This is a genomic window from Marinobacter pelagius, assembly GCF_900114925.1.
In the GTDB taxonomy this organism is placed as follows: Bacteria; Pseudomonadota; Gammaproteobacteria; order Pseudomonadales; family Oleiphilaceae; genus Marinobacter; species Marinobacter pelagius.
In genome coordinates this window covers 229,879-256,856 of the sequence record NZ_FOUR01000002.1, presented here as the reverse complement: position 1 = coordinate 256,856, position 26,978 = coordinate 229,879, and the positions used below count along the sequence as shown (strand labels likewise).

Annotated in this window: 27 protein-coding genes; 21 read left to right on the top strand and 6 right to left on the bottom strand. The window is 59.9% G+C overall.

Annotation, left to right across the window (positions count from 1 at the left end; all coding sequences use genetic code 11):
• The first annotated feature begins 2 nt into the window (after nt 1-2).
• From BM254_RS05405 to murB, 7 genes are read left to right on the top strand one after another with little or no spacing between them, the layout of a single operon-like run.
• A complete protein-coding gene (locus BM254_RS05405) occupies nt 3-431 on the top strand; it encodes an ExbD/TolR family protein (RefSeq protein WP_091999871.1) in 429 nt (142 codons plus the stop codon).
• Nucleotides 418-2,196 (top strand): lipid A export permease/ATP-binding protein MsbA, encoded by a 1,779-nt coding sequence (gene msbA / locus BM254_RS05400; RefSeq protein ID WP_091999866.1) that lies wholly within the window; start codon nt 418-420, stop codon nt 2,194-2,196. Before BM254_RS05405 ends, msbA begins: the two co-directional genes overlap by 14 nt.
• Nucleotides 2,193-3,251 carry a tetraacyldisaccharide 4'-kinase gene (gene lpxK, locus BM254_RS05395; RefSeq protein ID WP_091999864.1) on the top strand — a complete coding sequence of 353 codons (1,059 nt, stop codon included), beginning with the start codon at nt 2,193-2,195 and terminating at the stop codon, nt 3,249-3,251. Before msbA ends, lpxK begins: the two co-directional genes overlap by 4 nt.
• Nucleotides 3,244-3,432 (top strand): Trm112 family protein, encoded by a 189-nt coding sequence (locus tag BM254_RS05390; RefSeq protein WP_091999861.1) that lies wholly within the window; start codon nt 3,244-3,246, stop codon nt 3,430-3,432. The genes lpxK and BM254_RS05390 overlap by 8 nt, the downstream gene beginning before the upstream one ends.
• Before the next feature lie 23 nt (nt 3,433-3,455).
• The gene (kdsB, locus tag BM254_RS05385) at nt 3,456-4,244 is read left to right on the top strand and encodes a 3-deoxy-manno-octulosonate cytidylyltransferase (RefSeq protein ID WP_091999858.1); all 789 of its coding nucleotides are present in this window, start codon (nt 3,456-3,458) and stop codon (nt 4,242-4,244) included.
• Nucleotides 4,245-4,246: 2 nt separating this feature from the next.
• Nucleotides 4,247-4,726, top strand: coding sequence for a low molecular weight protein-tyrosine-phosphatase (locus BM254_RS05380; protein ID WP_091999855.1), 480 nt, complete (start codon nt 4,247-4,249; stop codon nt 4,724-4,726).
• On the top strand, nt 4,723-5,772 hold the full coding sequence (murB, locus tag BM254_RS05375; RefSeq protein ID WP_091999852.1) for a UDP-N-acetylmuramate dehydrogenase: 1,050 nt from the start codon (nt 4,723-4,725) through the stop codon (nt 5,770-5,772). Before BM254_RS05380 ends, murB begins: the two co-directional genes overlap by 4 nt.
• A 21-nt stretch (nt 5,773-5,793) precedes the next feature.
• Here murB and BM254_RS05370 read toward each other — a convergent pair whose 3' ends face one another.
• The gene (locus BM254_RS05370; protein WP_091999849.1) at nt 5,794-7,527 is read right to left on the bottom strand and encodes a proline--tRNA ligase; all 1,734 of its coding nucleotides are present in this window, start codon (nt 7,525-7,527) and stop codon (nt 5,794-5,796) included.
• Between the two features lie 126 nt (nt 7,528-7,653).
• Here BM254_RS05370 and BM254_RS05365 point away from each other — a divergent pair, with 126 nt between their 5' ends.
• Nucleotides 7,654-8,268 carry a TetR/AcrR family transcriptional regulator gene (locus tag BM254_RS05365; protein ID WP_092000749.1) on the top strand — a complete coding sequence of 205 codons (615 nt, stop codon included), beginning with the start codon at nt 7,654-7,656 and terminating at the stop codon, nt 8,266-8,268.
• 1 nt (nt 8,269) lies between these two features.
• Here BM254_RS05365 and BM254_RS05360 read toward each other — a convergent pair whose 3' ends face one another.
• Nucleotides 8,270-8,767 carry an Lrp/AsnC family transcriptional regulator gene (locus BM254_RS05360; RefSeq protein ID WP_091999847.1) on the bottom strand — a complete coding sequence of 166 codons (498 nt, stop codon included), beginning with the start codon at nt 8,765-8,767 and terminating at the stop codon, nt 8,270-8,272.
• Between the two features lie 145 nt (nt 8,768-8,912).
• Here BM254_RS05360 and leuA point away from each other — a divergent pair, with 145 nt between their 5' ends.
• Complete coding sequence (gene leuA / locus BM254_RS05355) at nt 8,913-10,607, top strand: 2-isopropylmalate synthase (RefSeq protein ID WP_091999844.1); 1,695 nt, start codon at nt 8,913-8,915, stop codon at nt 10,605-10,607.
• 95 nt (nt 10,608-10,702) lie between these two features.
• Here leuA and BM254_RS05350 read toward each other — a convergent pair whose 3' ends face one another.
• The 3 genes from BM254_RS05350 to xseA form a co-directional block, all read right to left on the bottom strand.
• On the bottom strand, nt 10,703-10,912 hold the full coding sequence (locus BM254_RS05350) for a cold-shock protein (protein WP_008169155.1): 210 nt from the start codon (nt 10,910-10,912) through the stop codon (nt 10,703-10,705).
• Nucleotides 10,913-11,226: 314 nt separating this feature from the next.
• Nucleotides 11,227-13,101 (bottom strand): propionyl-CoA synthetase, encoded by a 1,875-nt coding sequence (locus tag BM254_RS05345; protein ID WP_091999841.1) that lies wholly within the window; start codon nt 13,099-13,101, stop codon nt 11,227-11,229.
• A 117-nt stretch (nt 13,102-13,218) separates the two neighbouring features.
• A complete protein-coding gene (gene xseA, locus BM254_RS05340; RefSeq protein ID WP_245777389.1) occupies nt 13,219-14,556 on the bottom strand; it encodes an exodeoxyribonuclease VII large subunit in 1,338 nt (445 codons plus the stop codon).
• A gap of 265 nt (nt 14,557-14,821) precedes the next feature.
• On the opposite strand from xseA, the gene guaB reads away from it, so the two are divergent.
• The 11 genes from guaB to BM254_RS05285 all read left to right on the top strand — a co-directional run bounded on the left by guaB (nt 14,822) and on the right by BM254_RS05285 (nt 24,166).
• The gene (guaB, locus tag BM254_RS05335) at nt 14,822-16,285 is read left to right on the top strand and encodes an IMP dehydrogenase (protein WP_091999836.1); all 1,464 of its coding nucleotides are present in this window, start codon (nt 14,822-14,824) and stop codon (nt 16,283-16,285) included.
• 64 nt (nt 16,286-16,349) lie between these two features.
• Nucleotides 16,350-17,927 (top strand): glutamine-hydrolyzing GMP synthase, encoded by a 1,578-nt coding sequence (gene guaA / locus BM254_RS05330; protein ID WP_091999834.1) that lies wholly within the window; start codon nt 16,350-16,352, stop codon nt 17,925-17,927.
• Between the two features lie 243 nt (nt 17,928-18,170).
• Nucleotides 18,171-18,503, top strand: a complete 333-nt coding sequence (locus tag BM254_RS17825; protein WP_217647735.1) for an MBL fold metallo-hydrolase — start codon at nt 18,171-18,173, stop codon at nt 18,501-18,503.
• Nucleotides 18,504-18,506: 3 nt separating this feature from the next.
• Complete coding sequence (locus BM254_RS05320) at nt 18,507-18,935, top strand: hypothetical protein (protein WP_091999831.1); 429 nt, start codon at nt 18,507-18,509, stop codon at nt 18,933-18,935.
• Between the two features lie 7 nt (nt 18,936-18,942).
• On the top strand, nt 18,943-19,335 hold the full coding sequence (locus tag BM254_RS05315) for a hypothetical protein (RefSeq protein WP_091999828.1): 393 nt from the start codon (nt 18,943-18,945) through the stop codon (nt 19,333-19,335).
• Nucleotides 19,336-19,433: 98 nt separating this feature from the next.
• Nucleotides 19,434-20,087: a phosphoribosyltransferase gene (locus BM254_RS05310; RefSeq protein WP_245777388.1), complete on the top strand. Its 654-nt coding sequence runs from the start codon at nt 19,434-19,436 to the stop codon at nt 20,085-20,087.
• Nucleotides 20,084-20,755 (top strand): dienelactone hydrolase family protein, encoded by a 672-nt coding sequence (locus BM254_RS05305; RefSeq protein WP_091999821.1) that lies wholly within the window; start codon nt 20,084-20,086, stop codon nt 20,753-20,755. Before BM254_RS05310 ends, BM254_RS05305 begins: the two co-directional genes overlap by 4 nt.
• A gap of 88 nt (nt 20,756-20,843) precedes the next feature.
• Complete coding sequence (tadA, locus tag BM254_RS05300) at nt 20,844-21,347, top strand: tRNA adenosine(34) deaminase TadA (protein ID WP_091999818.1); 504 nt, start codon at nt 20,844-20,846, stop codon at nt 21,345-21,347.
• 9 nt (nt 21,348-21,356) lie between these two features.
• Nucleotides 21,357-22,352 carry a UDP-glucose 4-epimerase GalE gene (galE, locus tag BM254_RS05295; protein ID WP_091999814.1) on the top strand — a complete coding sequence of 332 codons (996 nt, stop codon included), beginning with the start codon at nt 21,357-21,359 and terminating at the stop codon, nt 22,350-22,352.
• A gap of 44 nt (nt 22,353-22,396) precedes the next feature.
• The gene (locus tag BM254_RS05290; protein ID WP_091999812.1) at nt 22,397-23,743 is read left to right on the top strand and encodes a UDP-glucose dehydrogenase family protein; all 1,347 of its coding nucleotides are present in this window, start codon (nt 22,397-22,399) and stop codon (nt 23,741-23,743) included.
• Nucleotides 23,744-23,746: 3 nt separating this feature from the next.
• Nucleotides 23,747-24,166, top strand: a complete 420-nt coding sequence (locus tag BM254_RS05285; protein ID WP_091999809.1) for an HIT domain-containing protein — start codon at nt 23,747-23,749, stop codon at nt 24,164-24,166.
• Between the two features lie 7 nt (nt 24,167-24,173).
• Here the strand turns inward: BM254_RS05285 and fabR are convergent, their stop codons facing one another.
• Entirely contained in the window at nt 24,174-24,788 is a 615-nt protein-coding gene (gene fabR, locus BM254_RS05280) for an HTH-type transcriptional repressor FabR (protein ID WP_091999807.1), read from the bottom strand.
• A gap of 332 nt (nt 24,789-25,120) precedes the next feature.
• Between fabR and aspS the strand changes: the two genes are divergently transcribed.
• Nucleotides 25,121-26,920, top strand: a complete 1,800-nt coding sequence (gene aspS / locus BM254_RS05275; RefSeq protein WP_091999804.1) for an aspartate--tRNA ligase — start codon at nt 25,121-25,123, stop codon at nt 26,918-26,920.
• Nucleotides 26,921-26,978: the final 58 nt, after the last annotated feature.

Sequence of the window (26,978 nt, the reverse complement as noted above, 5' to 3'; positions counted from 1 at the left end):
CCGTGAAGTTCAAGCGCCAGAGAAGCCAGGAAGTCGGCGTCGACCTGACCCCGTTGATCGATGTGGTCTTCCTGCTGCTGATTTTCTTTATGGTATCCACCACCTTTACCCGGGAAAGTCATTTGCAGGTCGAGTTGCCCGAGGCCAGCGGCGAGCCAGCCAGCCCGGCCGACGTGAAGCAGATTGACGTGGTGATCAACGCTGAGGGGCAGTACATCCTCAACGACCGTACCCTGGTCAACAACCGGCGGGAGACCCTTGAGAAGGGGGTGCGTGAGTTGGCCGAAGGTGATAGTTCCCTGCCATTCATCATTACCGCTGATGCCCGCACGCCACACGAATTTGTGGTTCGCGCCATGGATGTTGCCGGCCGCCTGGGTTTTGCCAAGTTGAGCATAACCACGGAGCGGGAGTCTGATGCTGGTGAATAACCCGGAACCTGCGGCCCCGGCCGCCCTGGACAAGGGCAGCTGGGAGACCTACAAGCGCCTGCTGTCCTATGCCAAACCGTTCTGGATTGCCTTTTCCCTGGCAGTGATTGGCAACGTCATCTATGCCGCGGCTTCCACCGGCATGGCGGCGGCCATGGAATACGTCATCACGGCCATCGAAAACCCCACCGACCAGAACCGGTTGCAGCTGACACTGCTGATTGTGGGAGTGTTCGCCTCCAGGGGTCTGGGCACCTACATGAGTACCTACTTCATCGGTTACGTCGGCCGCCATGTGATCAACTCCCTGCGCCGGGACCTGTTCGAACGGCTCATGGCATTGCCATCACGGTATTTTGATGACAACGCGTCCGGGCGGCTGGTTTCCAAGCTGACCTTCAACGTCGAGCAGGTGGCCGAGGCAACAACCAATGCGGTCACCACCGCCTTGCGCGAGGGCCTGACGGTTGTCGGCCTGCTCGGTTTCATGCTGTACACCAACTGGAAGCTGACCCTGCTGTTCCTTACTGTGGGTCCGATCATCGGGGTGGTGGTGAGCTACGCCAGCAAGCGTTTTCGCAAGATCAGCAAGCGTATCCAGGGCTCCATGGGCGATATCACCCACGTAGCCTCGGAATCGATCACCGGCTACCGCGTCGTCCGTACCTTTGGCGGTGAGGACTATGAAAAGGAACGGTTCCGGACCGTCAACGACCAGAACCTGAAGCAGAGCCTTAAAATGGCCGCAACCCAGGCGATCAGTGTGCCGGTGATCCAGGTGCTGGTGGCGATCGCGATAGCGGCACTGGTCTGGATGATGCTTGCTCCGGAAATCCGGGGTGAAATGACCACCGGCCAGCTGGTGGCCTTCCTGACGGCGGCAACCACCATGGCCAAGCCGATCCGTCAGATCACCAACATCCACGCCAAGATCCAGAAGGGTGTGGCGGCTGCCCATGATGTGTTCGAAACCATCGATGAGCATCCTGAGGACGACCCCGGAACCTACGCGCCGGATCGGGTTGCCGGGGATATCCGTTTCGACGATGTCTCCTTCCGGTACCGGGACCAGCTAGATAACGTCCTCGAGGGTATTTCCCTCACCATTCCGGCAGGGCAGAGCGTTGCCCTTGTGGGCCGTTCGGGCAGTGGCAAGTCGACCCTGGTCAGCCTGCTGCCCAGGTTCTACGAGTTTACCGGTGGCGATATCCGCATCGATGACCATTCCCTGCGGGAGTATTCGCTCCCGGCCCTGCGTGCACAGATCGCGCTGGTGACCCAGAACGTGGTGCTGTTCAATGACTCCATCGCCGCCAACATCGCCTATGGCGCCCTCAGGCACTGCAGCCGTGAGGAGATCCGGGCGGCGGCAGAGAAAGCCCACGCCCTGGAGTTTATCGACCGGATGCCGGAAGGGCTCGATACCATGATCGGGGACAATGGCGTGATGCTGTCCGGCGGCCAGCGTCAGCGGCTCGCCATCGCCCGGGCCTTGCTGAAGGATGCGCCGGTGCTGATCCTGGACGAGGCGACTTCGGCACTGGATACCGAATCCGAACGCCACATCCAGGAGGCCCTGGAAACCGTGATGCAGGGCCGGACAACCCTGGTGATCGCGCACCGTCTGTCCACCATCGAGAAGGCAGACCGGATTCTGGTGATGGAGAAGGGCCGGATTGTCGAATCCGGTCGCCACGAGGAGTTGCTGGCGGCTGGTGGCGCCTATGCCCAGTTGCACCAGATGCAGTTCAGTGAGCATTCATGACTTCCCTGGTGGACCGGGTCTGGTATGGCAAGGGCCGCCCGCTCGGCTGGCTGGCGCCGCTGGCCTGGCTCTACCGTTCCATCAGTGACTCCCGTCGGCGCAAGGCTTGGGAGCTTCGCGACGAACCGCTTCCGGTTCCGGTGGTGGTGGTTGGCAACATTACCGCCGGGGGCACCGGCAAATCCCCGCTGACGGCCCGCCTGGTCAAGGAGATGTCGTCGGCCGGCTGGCGGCCTGTGATTCTCAGTCGGGGCTACGGTGGCAAGTCTGACCATTATCCGCTTGTGGTGGACGGTGACAGTGACCCGTCAGTGGCCGGCGATGAGCCGGTGATGCTGGCACAGGCGACGGGTGTCCCGGTGGTAGTGGATCCCCAGCGTCGGCGAGGAGCTGCCCTTGCCATTTCCCGGTTTCTGGGCAATGTCCTGATTTGTGACGATGGTCTCCAGCATTATGCCTTGCCCCGGGATATCGAGCTGGCCGTGTTCGATGCCAGCCGTGGCATCGGTAATGGCAGCCTGATTCCTGTCGGCCCGCTACGGGAACCGGTTTCCAGGCTTTCGAGTGTCGACTTTGTGGTGGTCAATGGTGCCAGAGCTGACGAGGCCAAGGACCGGCTCGAGAGCTTCGAGGGAGTCGAGCATCCGGAGATCTTTCCCATGCGACTGCTCCCTTCCTCCCTGGTCCAGGTGACAACAGGTCATCAGGCGCCGCTGGCCGAGATTGCCGGGCGCAAGGTTCATGGTGTTGCCGGAATCGGCAATCCCGCGCGGTTTTTCGATACGCTCAGACAGCTTGGTGCCCAGGTCCGGGAAACGCCTTTTCCCGATCATCACCGTTTCAGGGCTCGCGATCTGTCGGCGGAGCCGGGCGAGTGGCTGGTGATGACCGCCAAGGACGCCGTAAAATGCCGGAAGTTTGCACCGGATAATGCCTGGTACCTTGCGGTGGAGGCAGAGTTGCCGGACAGTTTTATCGACGCGTTTCTCCAGCGGCTCGAGGAATGCTCGCAACAGTTGAATGAATCAAACCAGAAGAGAACGGACCATGGATAAAAAGCTGATTGCCATGCTGGCCTGCCCGGTCTGCAAGGGTGACCTGAAGCTCAACAAGGAGAAAACCGAGCTGATCTGTTACCAGGATGCCATGGCTTTCCCGATCCGGGAGGGGATCCCGGTCATGCTGGCCAGCGAGGCCCGGACCCTGAGCACTGACGAACGTCTCGAAAAGCACTGACCTGATCTGGCAAGGGAGAGAGCATGTCCTTCACCGTTGTGATTCCGGCCCGCTATGCCTCCAGCCGCCTGCCGGGCAAGCCGCTGGCGTATATTGCCGGCAAGCCAATGATTCGCCATGTGTGTGAGCGTGCGGCCGAAAGCCGTGCTTCCCGGGTGGTGGTGGCCACCGACGACCGGCGCATTCAGGAAGCCTGTGAAAGTTTCGGGGCGGAAGTGGTGATGACCTCGCCCGACCACGCCAGTGGCACCGACCGGCTGGAAGAGGTGGCACGCAAGCTGGCACTTGATCCGGATCATCGGGTGGTGAACGTCCAGGGCGATGAGCCCCTGATCCCGCCAGCCCTGATCAACCAGGTAGCTGAGAACCTGGAGCGCTACCCGGAAGCCTCCATTGCCACCCTCTGCGAGCGCATTCACGACATCGGGCCAGTGTTCAATCCCAATGTGGTGAAGGTGGTCTTCGATCATCAGGGAATGGCCCATTATTTCAGTCGGGCACCGATCCCCTGGGCCCGGGATCAGTGGCCCTCCGGTATGGATTCGGCCAGGGGCCTGGTGTCGTTGCCGGATGGTGTCGGGTATTTCCGGCACATTGGCATCTATGGCTACCGCGCCAGTGTACTGAGCGAATTTGTTTCCTGGGCGCCGGCGCCGACCGAGAGAGTGGAATCCCTCGAGCAACTGCGAGCCCTCTACAACGGTGCCCGGATTCACGTAGACATTGCGGCACAGAATCCGCCTGCCGGCGTGGATACCGAAGCGGACCTCGAGCGTGTCCGTGCGTGGCTGACAACGAAACAGGAGAGTTGAACATGAGCAATGGCGTTCGGGTGCTGTTTGTCTGCCTGGGAAACATCTGCCGTTCCCCCAGCGCCGAGGGCGTTTTCCGCTCCCTGGTGGAGGAGGTCGGTCTGTCCGATCGGATCCATATCGATTCCTGCGGTACCGGCAGCTGGCATGTCGGCAAGTCACCCGATGCCAGGGCCATGGAGGCCGCCTGCAAACGGGGCATTGATATCAGCGACCTCAGGGCACGCCAGATTATCGAGACTGATCTGGATGAGTTCGACTATGTGCTGGTGATGGACCGCCAGAACCTGGCGGATGTGAAGGACATCTGGCACCAGAATGGTGGTACCGCCCCGGAGCTGTTCCTCTCCTATGGTAAGTCCCACCACGAGGAAGTGCCGGACCCCTATTACGGTGGCGAGGACGGCTTCGAGTTCGTGCTGGACCTCATCCACGAAGCCGGTCAGGGGCTCCTTGATGAGATCCGGGGACGCTTGCGTTGAAGAATCGGGTGTCGGTTCAGGAGCAGGTTGATCTGCAGGCGTTCAATACCCTGCAGGTCCCGGCCACGGCCAGGTATTTCCTTGAGTTGCGGGACTCGGAGCTGCTGGAGGATGCCCTGACGTGGGCACGGGAGCGCGGTCTCGACACCCTGTTTATCGGCGGTGGCAGCAACCTCGTGTTCGCCGGTGATTTCCCGGGACTGGTGATTCACATGGCAATTCAGGGGCGCCACTGGGAGCAGATCGAGGGTGACGAGGCCACCCTGGTCCTTGGTGCCGGGGAGAACTGGCATGACGCCGTGCTCTACGCGACAAAGTCCGGCTACCGGGGCATCGAGAACCTGGCCCTGATCCCGGGCACGGCAGGCGCCGCCCCGGTCCAGAATATCGGTGCCTATGGGGTGGAACTTTGCGACACCCTGGTATCGGTAACCGCTTTTGATCGCGAGACCGGCAAGTGGCTTCGTCTGGCCAACGATCAGTGCGGCTTTGGTTATCGCGAGAGTCTGTTCAAGCGCAAGTCCGGCCGTTATGTGATCACCGAGATTCGGTTGCGGCTGTCACGCAGCAAACCCCTCCAGTTGGGCTATCGTGACCTGGAGGAGTACCTTGCCAGTCTTCCCGACAGGGAACCTGACGCTCTCTCGGTAGCCGAAGCGGTGATGGCCATTCGCCGACGAAAACTCCCCGATCCCCGGCAGCTTCCCAATGCCGGCAGTTTTTTCAAGAACCCGGTGGTTACCGAGGCGGACTATGGCCGGCTGAAAGAGCTGTATCCGGATATCCCGGCGTACCCGCAGGCCCAGGGGGTCAAGGTTGCCGCGGCCTGGCTGATAGACCAGTGCGGCTGGAAAGGTTACCGGGATTCGCGGGTAGGCGTGCACAACCGTCAGGCTCTGGTTCTGATCAACCATGCCGGGGGCACAGGCCGCAATATTCTGGAGCTTGCAGACCGGATAAGGGAGTCGGTCCGGAAACGATTTGGTGTGATTCTGGAGATGGAGCCCGGCGTGGTCGGTGGTGCCGGGCTCTCTCCAATAGTCTGAGTCCGCGTGGGACAGCCGCGCTCAGAGTCCCTTGCGCGGCGATGCGTTGATCAGGAAGGGCAGGGCTTCGGCCACCGGGATATCCTGCTTCTCTTCATCCCTGCGACCCTTGTATTCCAGGGTACCCGCAGCCAGACCCCGATCGGAAACCACGAAACGGTGGGGAATACCGATCAGTTCCATATCCGCGAACTTCACTCCCGGGCGCTCGTTACGGTCATCCAGCAGGACATCGAAGCCCGCCTGGCGCAACTGCTCGTAGAGTTTCTCCCCTGCCTCGGCCACGGTCGGTGACTTGTGGGCGTTCAGGGTCACGATGGCGACCTGGAAAGGCGCAATGGCGTCCGGCCAGATGATGCCCTTGTCGTCATGGTTCTGCTCGATGGACGCGGCCACGATCCGGGAAACGCCAACGCCGTAGCAGCCCATTTCCATGACCACGCTCTTGCCGTGTTCGTCCAGGACGGTGGCGTTCATGGACTTGCTGTACTTGTTGCCCAGCTTGAAGATGTGGCCCACCTCGATACCGCGGCGGATCTCCAGGGTGCCCTTGCCATCCGGGCTCGGGTCTCCCTCGACCACATTGCGAAGGTCTTCAACACGGCCCAGCGGGACATCACGCTCCCAGTTGACGCCGGTCAGGTGATAGTCGTCCCGGTTGGCGCCGCAGACAAAGTCCGCCAGGTGAGCGGCACTGCGGTCGACAATCACCGGCACAGGCAGGTTGACGGGGCCGATGGAGCCGGGCTCGCAGCCAGTCGCGCTCTTGATTTCCTCGTCGGTGGCCATGGTCAGCGGCTCGGCAATGCCGGCAAGGTTTTCAGCCTTGATCTCGTTCAGGGTGTGGTCGCCACGGAGGATGAGTGCCACCAGACCGGACTGGCCGTTTTCGTCCTCCTCGCCCTTCACCAGAAGCGTCTTGACGGTGCGGGTGGCGTCGATTCCGAGGAATTCGGCAATGGCCTCGATGGTGCGCTGGCCGGGAGTGTGGACCTCTTTCATTTCTTCAGCCGGCGCGGGACGCTCGCCGGCAGGCGCAAGGGCCACCGCCTTCTCGATATTGGCGGCGTAATCGCTCTCGGTGCTGAACACGATGTCGTCCTCACCGGAGGAGGCCAGTACGTGGAATTCGTGGGAGTCGCTGCCACCGATGGCGCCGGAGTCCGCCTCTACCGGACGATAGTCCAGCCCTACACGGTCGAAGATGTTGCAATAGGTCCGGTGCATTACCTGGTAGGTCTCGTTCAGAGACTCCGCGTCGACGTGGAAGGAGTAGGCGTCCTTCATGATGAATTCCCGGGCGCGCATCACGCCAAACCGCGGGCGGCGCTCATCCCGGAACTTGGTCTGGATCTGGTAGAAGTTGGCCGGCAATTCCTTGTAGCTCTTCACCTCGTTCCGGATCAGGTCGGTGATGACTTCCTCGTGGGTCGGACCGAAGCAGAAATCCCGGCCATGGCGGTCGTTCATACGCAGCAGCTCGCCACCGTACTCGGTCCAGCGGCCTGACTCCTGCCAGAGTTCCGCCGGCTGTACCGCGGGCATCAGGACTTCCTGGGCTCCGCTCTTGTCCATTTCTTCACGAACAATCCGCTCAACTTTGCGCAGACTGCGCAGCCCCATCGGTAGCCAGGTGTACAGGCCGGCTGCGAGCTTGCGGATCATGCCGGCACGTAACATCAACTGGTGGCTGATAATTTCCGCGTCAGCGGGGGTCTCTTTCTGGGTCGCTATCAGGTAACGGCTTGCTCGCATTGTCTCTTCCGTTTGGCTTGGATCAGAATGGTTAGACTAATGGACAGGCGGATCCTCGCCGCCAGCGTCTTATTATGTCGTAAAGTGGTGGTTATTGTACGGAGCCAGCCTGACAAGGTACAGATGATGACTGATGAAACTGTTGATGTTGCCCCCCGCCGCCAGCCTGTTCAGGCCCGGAGCCGCGAGCGGGTAAACACCATCCTGTCGCATGCCGCGGCCATTTTTGATGAAGTCGGTGTGGATGCTACCAGCATGTCCGCCATCGCCCGGCAATCGGGTATGTCCCTTGCCTCGCTCTACCGCTACTTTCCCAACAAGGCCGCGATCGTTCACGCCATCGCCGAGCAGCACGTGGAGAAGATGGAAAAGGCCCTGCGCAAGCATCTGCCGGAGCTGGGTCTGATCGAAGCCGTGGATATTCTGATTGACCAGTTCTACGAGTTCTACCGGACCGAGCCGGCCTATTCGGCGATATGGAGTGGTGTCGAGGCAATGCCCGAGTTGCGTGAGCTGGACCTGCGGGAACTCTACAGCAACGCCCAGGATCTGGACGCCCGCCTGAAGGAGGAGTGCCCCCATATCCCGGAGGCCCGTCGCTGGACGGCTAGCCTTCTGTTGCCGCGTTCTGCCGGCAACATTCTTCGCCTGGCGGTTACTTTGCCCGAAGACCAGGGTCGTCAGCTGGTCGAGGAACTCAAATGTATGGCGGGCGCCTATGTCCGCGAGCTGATTCGCTGATTCAGGACAGATACCCCAGAGGCAGGGCGGTGCTGTCTATGACCCGCCTGAGAACGAAGCTGGAATGGACGCCACTGACTCCCTGGATCCGCGTAATGTGGTTCAGCAGGAAATGGTGGTAGTGGTCCATGTCCGGGACCACCACCTTGAGCATGTAGTCGGCGTCCTGCCCGGTGATCAGGTAGCACTCCTGGACTTCCGGGTAACCGGCGACCTTTTCTTCAAAGGCTGCAAAGCGTTCGGGGGTGTGACGGTCCATGCCGATCAGGATGATGGCCGTTAAGGATAGCCCGAGCTTCTTGTGGTCCAGGACCGTGGCCCGGCCAAGGATGACGCCGGCGTCCTCAAGTGCCTTTACCCGCCTCAGGCAGGGGGAGGGGGAAAGTCCTACCTTTTCTGCCAGTTCCTGATTGGTCAGTGAGCCGTCTTTCTGGAGTTCTTCCAGGATCCGCCGGTCGGTTTTGTCAATTTTTACGAGTTCCTTGGGTTGTTTGAGCATTATGTTGCGACCTTCGCGTCAATTTCGGTGGGATATGCTCAAATTTACCCATTCCAAGCCTGAAATAGCAATCAAATTTCCGTTCGACTGAGTTAGCATAGTAACTAAATCAAGTACTCCACCGGCAATCGAAAGGAATCCTTCCATGGCTTTTGATCATCGCAAATATATGGCATTCAAGCCGATCGCCAAGACCGACCGTCGCTGGCCGGACAAGGTGATCGAAAAGGCTCCCACCTGGTGCGCTGTAGACCTGCGAGACGGTAACCAGGCACTGGTCAAGCCCATGTCTGTTGCCCAGAAGCAGCGAATGTTCGATTTACTGGTCAAGCTCGGCTTCAAGGAAATAGAGATTGGTTTTCCGGCGGCCAGTCAGCCGGACTTTGATTTCTGCCGCAAGCTGATTGAGGAAAACCGGATTCCAGACGACGTCAGGATCCAGGTTCTGACCCAGGCGCGCCCGGAACTGATTGAGCGCACCTACCAGGCCTTGGAGGGCGCGAAGCGCGCCATCGTGCATGTCTACAACTCCACCTCCACGGTCCAGCGCGAGCAGGTGTTTGGTCTGGACCGGGACGGTATCCGGGACATCGCCGTCAATGGCGCGAAGCTGGTGAAGGAGATCGCAACCCGCTATCCGGACACGGACTGGACGTTCCAGTATTCCCCGGAAAGCTTTACCGGAACCGAGCTGGACTTTGCTGCGGAGGTCATCGATGCGGTCACCGAGGTGTGGCGCCCCGATCAGGGCCAGCCGGTGATCATCAACCTGCCCGCGACCGTGGAAATGGCAACCCCGAATGTCTTTGCCGACCAGATCGAGTGGATCTGTGACAACATCCAGCGCCGGGAGCACATCAGTATCAGCGTGCACACCCACAATGACCGGGGTTGTGCTGTGGCCGCTGCCGAGCTGGCGGTGATGGCGGGTGCCGATCGTGTCGAGGGCACCCTGATGGGCAACGGTGAGCGGACCGGAAATATGGACCTGGTCACCATGGCCATGAACCTGTATTCCCAGGGTATCGACCCGACCCTGGATCTGTCCGGCATGGCCGAGATCACGGAAGTGGTCGAGGCCTGTACGGAAATTTCCACGCACCCGCGCCATCCCTATGCCGGCGAACTGGTATTCACCGCCTTCTCCGGCAGTCACCAGGACGCGATTCGCAAATGCCTGGCCCGCCGCAAGGACGGCGATGTCTGGAACGTTGCCTACCTGCCCATCGATCCGTTCGATGTGGGCCGGCGCTATGAGGAAGTGGTTCGAATCAACAGCCAGTCCGGCAAGGGCGGCGTTGCCTACGTGCTGGAGCGGGACTACGACATCAGTCTGCCCCGGTGGTTGCAGATCGAGTTCAGCAAGGTGGTACAGCGCGAGGCGGAAACCGAAGGCGGCGAAATCGACTCGCACACCATCCATCGCCTGTTCGAGGACCGGTACCTGAAAGTGCATTCCGACTGGGAACTGCGTTCCTACGATCTGCATCGGGATGACGAAGGCGTGCGCGCCGATGTGGTCGTTGGCACCGATGCCTCGCCGGTCCGACTGGAAGGTCGTGGTCTGGGCGCCGTAGAGGCGGTTTCCGAGGCTCTCGAGAACCGCTTCGGTATCACTATCGCGGTCGAGGCCTATGACGAGTTCGCACTGGGTGAGGGGACCAACGCCAACGCTCTGGCGTGCATCCGCCTGACGGTGAACGGCCAGCACTGCAGCGCCGCGGCTCTTGCCGAGGACACCACCTCAGCCACTCTGCAGGCGCTGTTCTCCGCCGTCGCCCAGGCTGTGGGAACCGAGATGCCCTCTGCTAAAAAGGCCGCCGAGCTGGCTGACGCCTGAGGAATGAAATCGAAGGTAAAAAATAAGCCGGCATTATGCCGGCTTATTACGTTTCCAATGCCCGTGAGGGGCAAGGAACGGTCCACTTAACCCGGTTACACCGGCGTTACGTTTTCCGCCTGCGGGCCTTTCGGGCCCTGAGTTACGGTGAACTGTACCTGCTGACCTTCGGTCAGGGTACGGAAACCGGAAGCGTTGATTGCACTGTAGTGAACAAATACGTCACTGCCACCGTCCTGAGCGATAAAGCCAAAGCCCTTGGACTCGTTGAACCACTTCACGTGGCCGGTTTTTGTATCGGACATTGATCTTTCCTGTCTTTCTAAAATTTGCCCTCACGGGACCTTCGAATTCCTTATGGAACTGTGCTGAGAAATCCAGAGAGTACTGAGAGAAGGGGCAACGAAAAGCACGGAGGCACGACGTTGTAACGCATTCACTAAATACCGCTGTTTTTTCACAGCAATTTCAGTATAGACCGAGTTTCGGGAGCGTCAACGCTTTTTTTGAAGCTTTTATTTGTTTTAAAAACAAGGATTTGACAGGAAAGTGACAGATGGAGAGGCATCGTGGCCGGCCACTTTCAGGTGGCCGGCCACGATGTTTGCCAGCAGGATGCTCAGGAGCGGAACTGCTGGCTGATCTCTTCCAGGATGGCCGGATCATCAATGGTGCTGGGTACGGTGTACTCCTCACCATCGGCGATCTGGCGGATCACCCGGCGCAGAATCTTGCCGGACCGGGTCTTGGGCAGTCGCTCGACCACCATGGCCCGGCGAAAGCATGCAATGGCACCGATCTTGTCGCGCACCATTTCAACCAGTTCTTCTTCCAGCTCATCGTGATCGATGGTGGCGCCGTCCTTGATCAGCACCAGGCCGATCGGAACCTGGCCCTTCAGCTCGTCGTGGGCGCCCACAACACAGCACTCGGCAATGGCCGGATGGGATGCCACCACTTCTTCCATTTCGCCGGTGGAGAGACGGTGGCCTGCAACGTTGATGACGTCGTCGGTCCGGCCCATGATGAACACGTAGCCGTCGTCATCAATGAAGCCACCGTCACCGGAGCTGTAGTAGCCCGGGATCGGATCAAGGTAGGTCTTGCGGAAACGTTCATCATCACCCCAGACCGTCATCATGCAGCCTGGCGGCAGCGGCAGCTTGACCGCGACCTGACCCTGCTCACCGGAGGCAACCTGGCTGCCATTCATGTCGACAACCTGAACGTCGTAACCGGGGGAGGGCACGGTAGCGGAGCCGGGCTTGGTTTCCATCATCTCGATGCCCACCGGGTTACAGCAGATGGCCCAGCCGGTCTCGGTCTGCCACCAGTGATCGAGGATGGGCAGGCCGGTGTGCTCCTTCAGCCACTCGTAGGTAGGCGGGTCCAGTCGCTCGCCGGCCAGGAAGATCCGCTTGAGGGAGCTGACATCATACTTGTTCAGCTCGTCCGCTTCGGGGTCTTCCTTGCGCACGGCGCGGAATGCCGTGGGGGCGGTGAACAGCAGGTTCACGCCATGGTCCTGTACCACCCGCCAGAAGGCGCCGGCATCCGGAGTTTTGACTGGTTTGCCTTCGTACAGGATGGTGGTGCAGCCGGCAAACAGCGGGCCATACACGATATAGCTGTGACCCACGACCCAGCCCACGTCTGAGGCGGCCCAGTAAACATCGCCGGGGTTGGCGTCGTACACCAGTTTCATGCTGTATTTGAGGGCCACGGCGTGGCCTCCGTTGTCCCGTACCACACCCTTGGGTTTGCCCGTGGTGCCGGAGGTGTAGAGGATGTAAAGCGGATCCGTTGATTTGACGGGGACCGGATCGGCCGGTTCAGCGCCTTCCATGACCGCTTCCCAGTCAAGATCGCGGCCATCCTGCATTTCAGCCCGCGCCTGCGGGCGCTGATACACCACGCACAGATCCGGCTTGTGGCTGGACTGCTCGATAGCCTTGTCCACCAGTGGCTTGTATTCGATAACCCGGCTGACTTCGATGCCGCAGGACGCGGTGATCAGGGCCTTGGGTTCTGCGTCTTCAATGCGCACCGCCAGCTCGTGGGCGGCAAAGCCGCCGAAGACCACAGAGTGAATGGCGCCGATGCGGGCACAGCCCAGCATGGCCACCACGGCCTGGGGAATCATCGGCATGTAGATGATGACCCGGTCACCCTTGGAGATGCCGTTGGCCTTCAGGGCGCCGGCAAAACGGGCAACCTCGGCGGTGAGTTCGTTGTAGGTATAGGACTGCTGGGTGTTGGTAACCGGGGAGTCGTAAATCAGGGCCTTCTGGTCACCCCGGCCGGCACGAATGTTCGCATCCAGTGCGACGTCGCTGGTGTTGAGGACGCCATCGGGAAACCATTCGCCATGGCCATTGTCCTTTGGCTGCCAGATGGTCTTCGGCGCCTCGATCCAGTCAATCTGGTTGGCATGCTCTTGCCAGAATTCGTCACGCTGGTCGATCGAGCGCCGGAATTCGGAATTGTAGTCCATAGATTCCACCTCTTGGTGCCTGTTGTTTTTGTGTTGTTTGTACGTATTGACACAACTTTAGGCACTTTGAGTTTATGGACTAGTAGACCATAGGCTTAGTAAGGGCTTTTCAGCGTGTTATTCCGGGCCTGATTTGACGGAAGTCACTTCGGCCTCGATTTCGCCTATCGCTACCCGGGCCGAAACCCGGTCACCGGGGGAGAGGTTGCCTGCATCCCGGATGATGGCGCCGGTTGGGCCCCGGACAATGGCGTAGCCCCGGCCCAGAGTGGCGAGTGGGCTGACCACATTCAGGGTCTGGGCGAGGTGCTCCATGCGGTCGCGCTGCTGGCGGATGGTCAGCCGGGTTGCTGCAAACAGCCGCTCCTCGATGCGACCGAGGGCTTCACGGCTGGTGGTCAGCTGTTTCTGCGGTGACTGCATGGCCAGCCTCTGGGCGAGGTGTCCGGTACGCACATCCCAACGCTCCAGTTTCTGCTTCATCGCCTTGCCCAGGCGTAGCTCCAGATCATCCATACGCTGGGCTTTTTCCTGTAACTCCCGACGGGGATCCCGCAGCCGTGCGGCCAGGTGTTCCAGTTGCACTGAGAGGCGTTTCAGACTCCGCCGTGCGGCGTTGGCAAGCCGAAGCTCCTGCTCGGCGAGTTGCCTCAGCCATTGGCTCTGGTCCGGTGAGATTTTTTCCGCCGCGGCCGATGGGGTCGGGGCCCGGAGATCCGCCACGAAATCGGCAATGGTGACATCCACTTCATGGCCGACGGCGCTCACGGTCGGAATCCGGCAGGCCGCAATGGCCCGGGCGACCGCCTCCTCGTTAAAGCACCAGAGATCCTCGAGGGAGCCGCCACCCCGACCGATGATCAGGACATCGGCAACGCCATGACTCTGGGCCTGCTCGATGGCCCGGACGATATCGCTGGTCGCGGCCTTGCCCTGGACGGTGGTCGGATAGACGGTGACCGGGATGGCCGGGCACCGGCGCGAAAGCACCGTCAGGATGTCATGGATGGCGGCGCCGGTCGGGGAGGTGATCACTCCGATATGTCGGGGCAGGGCCGGAATCGGCTTCTTGCGGGCTGCGTCGAACAATCCCTCGGCCTGAAGCTTGCGCTTGAGTTCCTCGAATGCCTGCTGCAGTGCGCCCAGTCCCGCCGGCTCGATGTGCTCGACAATGATCTGGAAGTCGCCCCGGCTTTCGTAAAGCGTCACCTTCCCGCGTATGCGAACCTGATCGCCTTCCTTCGGAATGGCCCGGACCCGCTGGTTGAAGCTCCGGAACATGGCGCACCGGACCTGGCTCTTGCGGTCTTTCAGGGAGAAATACCAGTGGCCCGAGGAGGGGCGGGAGAAGCTGGACAGTTCGCCTTCCACCCAGACCTGCATGAAGCTGGATTCCAGCAAATGCCGGGCCTGGTGATTGAGTTCGCTGACACTCAGGGCCCGTGTCGGGCGCAGATTGCCCGCATCACCGGAAAGAGGCTGGGAATCCTGGAAGGAGGGGGTCAAGGCCGTACTCCGTGGTTGGTTATACGCAATAGCCGAAAATTTCGAAGTAAAAATATCGGAAATTCAAAAAGATGCAACCGGACCTTCAAAATGGTGCGGTTTACTGTCCCGGGCCACCACTTTATAATAGATCGATTAAGGATTTTGCTTTGTCGCGCCGCTCAGGGCGCGGTACAGGATTTCCAAACTTAGCACGTTCAAAAGGCGGATCCCAATGCTGCGAATTGCTGAAGAAGCCCTCACGTTTGATGATGTTCTGCTTGTTCCCGGATTCTCGGAAGTTCTCCCCCATCAGGTCAGTCTCCAGACCCAGCTGACCCGCAATATCACCCTGAACATTCCGCTGGTCTCGTCAGCCATGGATACGGTCACCGAAGCCGAGCTGGCCATCGCCATGGCCCAGGAAGGCGGCATCGGTATCATGCACAAGAACATGACTGTGGAGCAGCAGGCGGCTGCGGTTCGCAAGGTCAAGAAATTCGAGAGTGGCGTGGTGAAGGATCCGATCACCGTGTCACCGGGCACCACCGTGCGCGAACTGGTCGACATCACCATGGCCAACAACATTTCCGGCCTGCCGGTGGTCGATGGCCACGATCTGGTGGGCATCGTTACCGGTCGTGATATCCGCTTCGAGAGCCGCATGGACACCCTGGTGCGTGACATCATGACGCCGAAGGAGAAGCTGGTGACCGTCAAGGAGGGCGCCAGCCTCGAGGACGTGAAGGAGCTGCTGCACCGCCATCGCATCGAGAAGGTGCTGGTGGTGAATGACGAGTTTGAGCTGCGCGGCCTGATCACCGTCAAGGACATCCAGAAAGCCAAGGATTATCCCCTGGCGTGCAAGGACGAGCAGGGTCGCCTGCGTGTCGGTGCCGCCGTCAGCACCGGTGGCGACACCGAAGCACGAATCACCTCTCTGGCCGAGGCCGGCGTGGATGTGATTGTGGTCGATACCGCTCATGGCCATTCCAAAGGCGTTATCGAGCGTGTCCGTTGGGTGAAGCAGAACTTCCCCGAGGTGCAGGTCATCGGTGGCAACATCGCCACCTCCGATGCAGCGATTGCCCTGGCGGATGCCGGCGCGGACGCCGTGAAGGTCGGTATCGGTCCCGGTTCCATCTGTACCACTCGCATTGTTGCCGGTATCGGCGTGCCCCAGATTTCTGCGGTATCCAACGTTGCGGCCGCGCTGAAAGATCGTGGCGTCCCGCTGATCGCAGACGGCGGTGTGCGTTTCTCCGGCGATATCGCCAAGGCCATCGCAGCCGGCGCCCACAGCGTCATGATCGGCAGCCTGCTGGCGGGTACCGACGAGGCGCCGGGTGAGGTTGAGTTGTACCAGGGTCGGAGCTACAAGGCTTACCGTGGCATGGGTTCCCTCGGTGCTATGGGGCAGGGCTCCAGCGACCGTTACTTCCAGGATGCCAGCAAGGGTATCGAGAAGCTGGTGCCAGAGGGTATCGAAGGTCGTGTGGCGTGCAAGGGCCCGATGCGTAACATCGTCCACCAGCTGATGGGCGGTCTGCGTGCTTCCATGGGCTATACCGGCAGTGCAACCATGGAAGAAATGCGCACCAAGCCGGAATTCGTGCGCATCACCAATGCCGGCATGCGTGAGAGCCACGTCCACGACGTGACCATCACCAAGGAAGCGCCCAACTACCGTATCGGTTAAGAATGACCCCAATAAACGCGGCCCCGGAACGGGCCGCGTTGTTTATTTGTGATCCGAGGACTCCATGGCCCAGAACATCCACGACCACCGTATCCTGATTCTTGATTTCGGTTCCCAGTACACCCAGCTGATTGCCCGTCGTATCCGGGAAATCGGCGTGTACTGTGAGATCAAGGCTTTTGACATCACCGATGAAGAACTCAGGGAGTTCAATCCCAAGGGCATCATTCTCGCGGGCGGCCCGGAATCCGTAACCCAGCTGGGTGGCCCCCGGGCTCCGGAAGACCTGTTCGATCGTGGTATCCCTGTGCTGGGCATCTGCTACGGCATGCAGACCATGGCTGAACAGCTCGGTGGTCGTGTGGCCAGTTCCGAAAAGCGGGAATTCGGCTATGCCCAGGTGAAAGTGCGCGCCAAGGGCCCCCTGCTGGCGGATATTACCGACCACCTGACGCCAGCGGGCGAATCGTTGCTGGACGTGTGGATGAGTCACGGTGACAAGGTTGTGGCCATGCCGGAGGGCTTCGAGCTGCTGGCATCCACCGAAAGCGCACCGATTGCGGCCATGCAGGATACCAGCCGGAATCTTTACGGCGTGCAGTTCCATCCGGAGGTAACCCATACCCTCCAGGGCAAGCGCATTCTTGAGCATTTTGCCTTGGGTATCTGTGGTTGTGAGGCGCTGTGGACGCCGGCCAAGATCGTGGACGATGCGGTGCGCCAGATCCGCGAGCAGGTCGGGAGCGATAAGGTGCTTCTCGGTCTCTCCGGCGGTGTGGACTCCTCGGTAACCGCAGCGCTGCTGCACAAGGCTATCGGGGAGCAGCTGACCTGCGTGTTTGTGGATAACGGCCTGCTGCGTCTGCACGAGGGCGATCAGGTCATGGACATGTTCGCCAGCAACATGGGCGTAAAGGTCATTCGCGTGGATGCCGAGGACCTGTTCCTGTCCAAGCTGAAAGGCGTGGATGACCCGGAGCAGAAGCGCAAGATCATCGGCAACACCTTTATCGACGTGTTCGATGATGAGGCAGCCAATATCAAAGACGTGAACTGGCTGGCCCAGGGCACCATCTATCCGGACGTGATCGAGTCTGCCGCGTCCAAGACCGGCAAGGCACACGTGATCAAGTCCCACCACAACGTGGGTGGCCTGCCGGAAACCATGAAAATGAAGCTGGTGGAGCCGCTCCGGGAGCTGTTCAAGGACGAAGTACGCCGGATTGGCCTCGAGCTGGGTCTGCCGTACGACATGGTCTACCGTCACCCGTTCCCGGGACCGGGCCTGGGTGTCCGCATCCTGGGTGAGGTCAAGAAGGAATACGCGGATATCCTCCGCCGTGCCGATGCCATCTTCCTGGAAGAGCTGCACCGTGCCGACCTGTATCACAAGACCAGCCAGGCCTTCGCCGTATTCCTCCCGGTCAAGTCCGTTGGCGTGGTTGGCGACGCCCGCCGCTACGAGTACGTGGTGGCCCTGCGCGCCGTCGAGACCATCGATTTCATGACCGCCCGCTGGGCTCACCTGCCGTATGACCTGTTGGAGAAGGTCTCCAACCGGATCATCAATGAGATCAGCGGTGTATCCCGGGTGACCTACGACGTCTCGTCCAAGCCGCCGGCGACCATTGAGTGGGAGTGATCCCACCTCTGGAACCAGGTGGCTCCACAAAGCAGTGCATCAATTAAAAACCCATTGAGATCAATGGGTTTTTTTGTGCCCGAAAAGACGGGGCGCTGCGCTCACGAGTGGTTCTCGCGGTAACGCAGTGGCCGTCGTGGCAGGGTTGTTGTCTACACTACATCATGGGGATGGCTACAGAGAACGAGGCAACGTGATGCTTGAAATCATCGGTGCGGAATCCTTGGGAGTCCGCAGTCTGTGTTGTCGGGTGACACTACCGGAGCAGCCGGTTGGCCACCACTCTATCTCGATCGCTCAAGCAGCACCCTGCGGGAAACAGCCTGGAATAATGCGGTGCGATTGGCGCAACACATCGATGTGGTCATCCTCGATCACCATTTGATGAGAAGCCGGGAAGGCGCGGAGTGGCTGGATGCGCTATCAAACACCATTGGCAGGCAGGTCTATTGCGCCGCCGATTACATGGGCCAGCCGCGGCGACTACTGGAGGCGGAGCGGGAACAGTGGTACCAGAAGATACCTGTGCCAGAGGGGTGGCATGAAGACTATGCCCAGGACAAAACGGGGAAATAGCACATGCCAGCTCGTCGATTGAAAACCAGCCTCAGGAAGACTGCGCGGACATTCGTGAATCTGCTGCCGATCGTCGTAGGCATGCTGTTACTGACAAGTCTGGGAGTAACCCTGTTTCCGGAGAGCCTTTCGGCTGGCCTGTTCGGTCACAGCGATATGCTGGATAGCCTGATTGGCGCTTCGGTTGGCAGCATTGCGGCAGGTCATCCGTTAACCAGTTATGTTCTGGGTGGGGAGTTGCTCAGAAGTGGCGTGAGCCTGATTGCCGTGACCGCCCTGATTGTAAGTTGGGTCAGCGTAGGCATCGTTCAACTTCCGGCCGAGATGTTAATGCTTGGTCCGCGCTTCGCAATTTACCGCAATGTGATCTGTTTCGTCAGCGCGATCACGATTGCGTTTCTTTGCGTCTACACGCTGAGAGTTATCGGGTAGGTCGCCAATGGTACGTTCCAAAAAGAAAACGGGGCTCGGTGGCTGGTTGTTCTTGGCGCTGGTGCTCGCAGCTTACGGAGTAACTGCAGCCATCGATGCGGAGGCAGCCAGCCAGGCGCTTCATTTTTTCGCAAAAGTGATGGGCAATGTGGTACCAGCTCTGGTGATTGTGTTTTTTCTGCTGCTGGCGGCGGACCTTTTGCTTCAGCCAAAATGGATCAGGCGCAATCTTGGCAAGGAGGCGGGCATAAGAGCCTGGCTGCTGGCTGCTGTTGGTGGGGTGTTTGCCTCTGGTCCCGTTTATGCCTGGTATGCCCTGGTGCTTTTTCTTTACCTGATCGCATTCTCTATAGTGAATGGAGTATTGATGGCGAAACTGGAAGATAGTACTGCTCTCTGAAGCTTTTCCAGGTGAGCGATGGAAGAGGATTCTCAATACTGTCTTTTGTCCGACTGTTACAGAATTGCCTGTAGATAGACGTCCTTTGAAGAGGGGCACTGCTGATGGAACTGCCAATCAAGGATCGGATCACGGCCGGTCGGGCCCTGGCGAAAGCTATGGCAAATTATCGCGATCGCCAGGACTTACTTGTTCTGGCCCTGCCGCGCGGTGGCGTGCCGGTAGCGTACGAGCTGGCCGAAGCACTGCATGCACCGCTGGATCTTATGCTTGTTCGTAAACTGGGTTCGCCGGGCCAGCAGGAATTGGCCATGGGTGCAATAGCCAGCGGCGGAGTTCGCGTGCTTAACGAGGAACTCGTGTCTTATCTGCATGTGTCTGAAGAGACCCTTGAAAAGGTCGCGGTTCGGGAGCAGAAGGAACTGGAGCGCCGGGAGCGGGCCTACCGGGGTGACCGGCCCTGGCCGGAAATCCTGGGAAAGTGCGTAATTCTGGTTGACGATGGTGTTGCCACCGGAGCCACCATGCGCGTTGCTATCAAGGCCCTGCGGAAGCAGAACCCGAAGGAGGTGGTCGTCGCTGTGCCGGTAGCCCCTCCAGATACCATCGAGGTACTGCGCAGGGAAGCCGATGACGTGGTCTGCCTTGCCATGCCGGAACCCTTCACGGCCATAGGTCTTTGGTATGTGAATTTCAGTCAGGTGTCGGATGAGGAAGTGACCGAACAGTTGGAGAGGGCCTGGAAGCCATGAACAAAAAGGACCACTCGGGCGAAATCAAGCTGCGTACCGAAGGTGTTGAGCTGGAAGGGAACCTGAACGTTCCCGGGCAGGCACGGGGCATTGTTGTCTTTGCCCATGGTAGCGGCAGCAGTCGCTTCAGCCCCCGTAATCGTGCGGTGGCACAGTTCCTGAATGAGGGTGGGCTGGCCACTCTGCTTTTCGATCTTTTGACGGCGGAGGAAAATGAGATCGACTTGCGCACCCGGGAGTTGCGGTTCGATATCGAATTGCTGAGTCGCCGCCTGATCGGCGCGGTCGATTGGCTGGGTGAACAGCCGCATCTCCGCGATTTGCAAATCGGGCTGTTCGGGGCCAGTACGGGCGCTGCTGCAGCACTCATCGCGGCCGCCCGACGTCCCGAATCCGTGGCTGCGGTGGTATCTCGCGGAGGGCGGGCGGATCTGGCCGGTGACGATTTGCCCCGAGTCAGGGCGCCGACGCTTCTGATCGTGGGAGGGCTCGATCAGGCGGTAATCGGGATGAACCGTTGGGCAGCGCAGCAAATGACAATAAAACCACAACTGGAAATTGTGACCGGCGCCACCCATCTGTTCGAGGAGCCGGGGACAATGGACCAGGTTGCCCGTCTGACCCGGGACTGGTTTGTCCAGCATCTGACAACCGGGCGTGACCAATAGCTGCGGGTAACCGTTGTGCGCGTGGTTTCGGGTTATCAGCTATGGTATTTTCCTCACCCCGAGCTCAAACCGACCGAATCTGACGACAATGCCCGAGATCTCAAACGACCGATACTGGATGGCCCGCGCTCTGCAGTTGGCGCAACAGGCGGCAGCGGCAGGTGAGGTCCCTGTGGGTGCCATTGTGGTCCTGGACGATAAAGAAATCGGCGCCGGCTTCAACACCCCGATTTCCGGTTGTGATCCAACCGCCCACGCGGAGATCCGGGCGCTTCGGGATGCTGCAGCACGGGTAGGCAATTACCGCTTGTCAGGGGCGACTCTTTACGTAACGCTGGAGCCATGTACCATGTGCGTCGGAGCGATTGTGCACGGGCGCATCAGCCGTCTGGTTTACGGTGCCACGGAGCCTAAAGCCGGGGCTGTGGAATCCGCTCGCCGAACCCTGGATGAACCTCATCTGAATTGGGCAGTGGAAGCCACCGGTGGCGTCCTTGAACAGCAGTGCAGCGAAATCATCAGCGAATTTTTCAGTCGGCGCCGGGCGGAAATCCGGCGTCAGCGCCAGTCATCATCCTCAGGGAAGGAGTAGCCTTTACCCATGAAAGTGCTTGTCACCGGCGGAGCCGGATACATTGGTAGTCACGTGGTCCGTCAGCTGGGTGAGGCCGGTCACGATATCGTGGTTTTCGACAACCTCTCCACAGGCTACCGCTGGGCGGTGACAGCCGGCGAACTGGTGGTGGGAGATCTGGCAGACGAGGCGGCGATTGACCGGCTGTTCTCCGAACACCGGTTCGAGGCTGTGCTGCATTTTGCCGCCAACATTGTCGTGCCCGAATCCGTGGCCAATCCCCTCAAGTATTACAGCAACAACACCCGTAACACCCTGAACCTGCTGAAGGCTGTCGAGCGATACCAGGTTCCTTACATGGTGTTCTCGTCCACGGCTGCAGTTTATGGCATGCCGGAGCAGCAGGTCCTGACCGAGGATCTGCCGCTGGCTCCGATCAATCCCTACGGTGCGTCCAAGATGATGAGCGAGCGGATGATCATGGATCTGGCGGCTGCTTCAAGCCTGAATTACGTCATCCTGCGCTATTTCAACGTCGCTGGCGCCAATCCTGACGGCCTGCTGGGCCAGGCGACTCCCGAGGCCACCCACCTGATCAAGGTGGCCAGCGAATGTGTCACCGGGCAGAGGGAAGGCATGAGCGTGTTCGGTACGGACTATGACACCCGAGATGGCACCTGTATTCGTGATTACATCCACGTAGAGGATCTCGCCAAGGCCCACGTCATGGCGCTGGATCACATGGCGAACGGCGGCGACTCCAAGGTCCTGAACTGCGGTTACGGGCGCGGCTTCACTGTTCGTGAGGTGATCGATGTGGTCAAACGGGTGTCCGGTGTGGATTTCCCGGTGACCGAGACCGACCGGCGCGCAGGCGATCCTGCGGCATTGATGGCCGATAACACCCTGATCCGCGACACCCTGGGCTGGGCGCCGGACTACGACGACCTGGAAACCATTGTCCGGACGGCGCTGGCCTGGGAAGCGATCTGGCAGAAGAAAAAGGCCTCAGGCGAACACTGATTTCTGATTCTTTTACCCCTTTGGAAACGTTTGGAAAGTAACCCATGAAGATCACAATTTTCGGTACCGGATATGTCGGACTGGTAACGGGCGCCTGCCTGGCAGACGTGGGCCATCATGTCCTGTGTATGGATGTGGACCAGGCCAAGATCGACAAATTGCGCAACGGCCAGATTCCCATCTACGAGCCGGGCCTGGACTCGATTGTACGGCATACCGTAGAGGCGGGCCGCCTGGCTTTCACCACCGATACCGAAGAGGCGGTAAAACATGGCGCCTTGCAGTTCATCGCCGTGGGAACTCCGCCCGATGAGGACGGCTCGGCCGATCTGCAGTACGTGACGGCCGTTGCCAAATCCATCGGTCAGTACATGGACGACTACAAGGTGGTGGTGGACAAATCCACTGTTCCGGTCGGTACCGGTGACAAGGTCCGAGCCGCCGTGCAGGCTCAGCTGGACCATCGTGGCCTGGAGCTGGAATTCGACGTGGTCTCCAATCCCGAGTTCCTGAAAGAAGGCGCGGCCATCAACGATTTCATGAAGCCGGACCGGATCATTGTCGGCACCGACAGTGAGAAGGCGACGGATCTGCTACGGGAAGTCTATTACCCGTTCAACCGCAGCCACGACCGGATGATATTCATGGATATCCGTTCGGCGGAACTGACCAAGTACGCCGCCAACTCCATGCTGGCAACCAAGATCAGTTTCATGAACGAAATCGCCAACCTGGCCGAGCGCCTTGGCGCCGATATCGAAGCGGTACGCCGGGGTATCGGTTCTGATCCCCGTATCGGTTACCACTTCATCTACCCAGGTTGCGGTTACGGTGGCTCCTGCTTCCCGAAGGACGTGCAGGCACTGGCCCGCACCGCTCGCGACTGCGGCTACGACGCCCGGTTGCTGAACGCGGTGGAAGACGTCAACTATGCCCAGAAGCACGTGCTGTTCGACAAGATCAGCCACCACTTCCAGGGCAACCTCGAGGGCAAGGTTGTTGCCATTTGGGGGCTGGCGTTCAAACCGAATACAGATGACATGCGCGAGGCCTCCTCTCGCACGCTGATGGAAGATCTCTGGAAGGCAGGTGCCTCGGTACAGGCCTTCGACCCCGAAGCCATGGAAGAGACCCAGCGAATCTACGGCGACCAGCCTGGCCTGACCCTGTGCGGCACCAAGGAACAGGCGCTCAAGGGTGCTGACGTACTGGCCATCTGCACCGAATGGAAAGAGTTCCGTTCCCCGGATTTCGACGTGGTGGCGGCAAATCTGCGGGATCCCGTGGTCTTCGACGGCCGTAACCTGTACGAGCCGGAAATGCTCGACCGCTACGGTCTGATATACTACGCCATCGGCCGCGGCCGTAACCAGTTCCACTCGGTGGTGTAATCGATGAGCCGGGAATTCGAGTTACATGAGCGGCTGGCAGCAGACACCATCCTGCTGGGCAGGACCCGTCTGTGTGAAGTGCGGTTGATGAACGAGAAAACCTGGCCCTGGGTTATCCTGGTGCCGGCGATCGCCGGTATCCGGGAGATCTATGAGCTTTCCGAAACCCAGCAGCAGCGGCTGATGACAGAGTCGTCCGAGTTGAGCCGTGCCATGATGGAAGCGTTCGGAGGCGACAAGATGAACGTGGCGGCACTGGGGAACATGGTGCCGCAGCTTCATGTCCACCACATCGTGCGCTTTAAAGGGGATCCGGCCTGGCCGGGACCGGTGTGGGGCACCCAGGCTCCGGTACCCTACGAAGAAAATGAGCTTGCCCGCATGAAACAGGCACTGGAACCGGTTCTGGCAAGCCTGGCCTGAGCCGGTATCAGCGCCTCCGGGCGAGGGTCTGTGAACCCACCAGGATCATCCGAAGCTCCGTTTTCAGCTTAACCTTCAGCTCTTCTTTTTCTTTCGGGGTGGCATCAAGTGCCTCTGCACCCTGGTTGAATACCAGCGTCACCATCGCCTCGGCCACCACGCGCGCGTCCGACAGGGGTTTGCCTTGTTCCTCGGCAAAGCGCCGCAGGTCGTCGGCCAGTTCCGTCACGAAATGATCGATCTCTGCCTTCACCGCCGTGCGGAAGGGCTTTGAAACACCGGTGCGCTCCCGCAGCATCAGCCGGAACAGGTTGGCGTTGTTGCCCAGATACTCCATGAACGTATCCACCGAGGTGGAAATGGCGCTGCCGTCCCGGGCGATACGTTTGCGGGCCTGACGCATTAACTGGCGCAGGGCGACACCGCCTTCGTCCACCAGGGCGAGTCCGAGTTCGTCCAGTTCCGAGAAGTGGCGGTAAAAGGAGGTAGGGGCAATGCCGGCTTCGCGGGCAACTTCTCTGAGACTCAAACTGCCAAACCCTCGGTCTGCACTCAGCTGAGAGAGTGCGGCGTCCATCAATGCACGTCGGGTTTTCAGTTTTTGCTCCGCTCTGGTGGCCAACGTCAGACTCCGTTTACTAATAAGAAGAGGGGCATTCTAGCCGGCTGGAACCATACAGTCATCCGGGCGTCGGATTTGCATACCAGCACGCCTGATTTTCGGCCCCATTGTGTTTATAATGGGCGGCTTTTCCAGTAAGGTCGCAAAAATTTTAGCGGCCACGAATCAAGTAGCCTCAGGTGGGGTGACCCTTTCCGAAACCTTGCGGAGCCATGGATGGCGGAGCAGAGCGTACAGGGACGTATCCACAGCGTGTTTCGGAAAGGGTCACCCCACCTGAGGCGGCAAGACACGAAAAAGTTTCGAATACATCTAACGTAACGGGAACCGGTATGCGCAGTCATTATTGCGGTGGGATCAACGAATCCCACATCGATCAGGAAGTCACACTTTGCGGATGGGTACACCGCCGTCGTGACCACGGTGGGGTTATCTTCCTGGATCTGCGGGATCGGGATGGTATGTCCCAGGTGGTTGTCGATCCAGACACCCCTGAGAGCTTCGCCCTGGCGGAAAAAGTCCGCAGCGAGTTCGTTATCCAGGTAACCGGCCGCGTGCGTCGTCGCCCGGCGGGTACCGAGAACAACAACATGCCCACCGGCCAGGTGGAGTTGTTGGGCAAGGAACTGACCATCCTGAATGCTGCCGCCACGCCGCCGTTCCCGCTCGATGAGCACGTGGACGTGGGCGAGGACGTGCGTCTGCGCTACCGTTTCGTGGACCTGCGCCGTCCGGAGATGATCAACCGCCTGCGGTTCCGCTCCCGGGTCACCAGCTACATCCGGAATTTCCTGGACAGCCGCGGCTTCATGGATGTGGAAACCCCGATCCTGACCCGTGCAACCCCGGAAGGTGCCCGTGACTACCTGGTGCCGAGCCGTACCCACGAAGGTTCCTTCTTCGCGCTGCCGCAGTCCCCGCAGCTGTTCAAGCAACTGCTGATGGTTTCCGGTGTCGACCGTTACTACCAGATCGCCAAGTGCTTCCGGGACGAGGACCTGCGCGCCGACCGTCAGCCGGAATTCACCCAGGTGGACATCGAGGCGTCTTTCATCGATGAGCAGATCCTGATGGAGCTGAACGAGGACATGATTCGCTCCCTGTTCAAGGATGTGCTCGACGTCAGTCTGCCGGAGTTCCCGCGCATGCCGCACTCCGAAGCCATGCAGCGCTTCGGCTCCGACAAGCCGGACCTGCGTATTCCGCTGGAGCTGGTGGACGTCAATGACCTGGTCGAAAACGTGGACTTCAAGGTATTCGCCGGTCCGGCCAAGGATCCGAAGGGCCGTGTTGCCGCCCTGCGTGTACCGAAGGGTGGCGAGCTGACCCGTAAGCAGATCGACGACTACACCAAGTTTGTCGGCATCTACGGCGCCAAGGGTCTGGCCTACATCAAGGTCAACGAGCTGGCCAAGGGTGTGGAGGGGCTGCAGTCTCCGATTATCAAGTTCCTCGGTGACGACGTGGCCCAGGCCATCATGGAGCGCGTGGCTGCGGAAGACGGGGATATCGTGTTCTTCGGTGCCGACAAGACCATGGTCGTGAACGAAGCCCTGGGTGCGCTGCGGGTAAAACTGGGTCACGACCTGAACATGCTGACCTGCGAATGGGCGCCGCTGTGGGTTGTGGACTTCCCGATGTTCGAAGAAACCCCGGATGGTGGCCTGACCGCGATTCACCACCCGTTCACCGCACCGTCCTGCTCACCGGAAGATCTGGCTGCGGATCCGGCCAATGCGCTGTCCCGCGCCTACGACATGGTGCTGAACGGCACCGAGCTTGGTGGCGGTTCCATCCGTATCCACGACGAGAAAATGCAGGAAGCGGTATTCCGCATCCTGGGTATCGGCGAGGAAGAGGCCCGCGCCAAGTTCGGCTTCCTGCTGGATGCACTGAAGTTCGGCTGCCCACCCCATGGCGGTCTGGCGTTCGGTCTCGATCGTCTGGTCATGCTGATGACCGGTTCTTCCTCGATCCGGGACGTGATTGCATTCCCGAAAACCCAGAGCGCAACCTGCCTGATGACCCAGGCGCCGGGCGAGGTGGACGAGAAGCAGCTGCGTGAGCTGCACATCCGTCTGCGCCGTTCCGCCAAGCCGGTTGAGGGCAACAAGGCCGAGGGTAGCGAGTAAATTCTGACAAGTCGGGGGCGGGCCTGCGGCCCGCTCCCCGGACGATGGACGGAGGTTA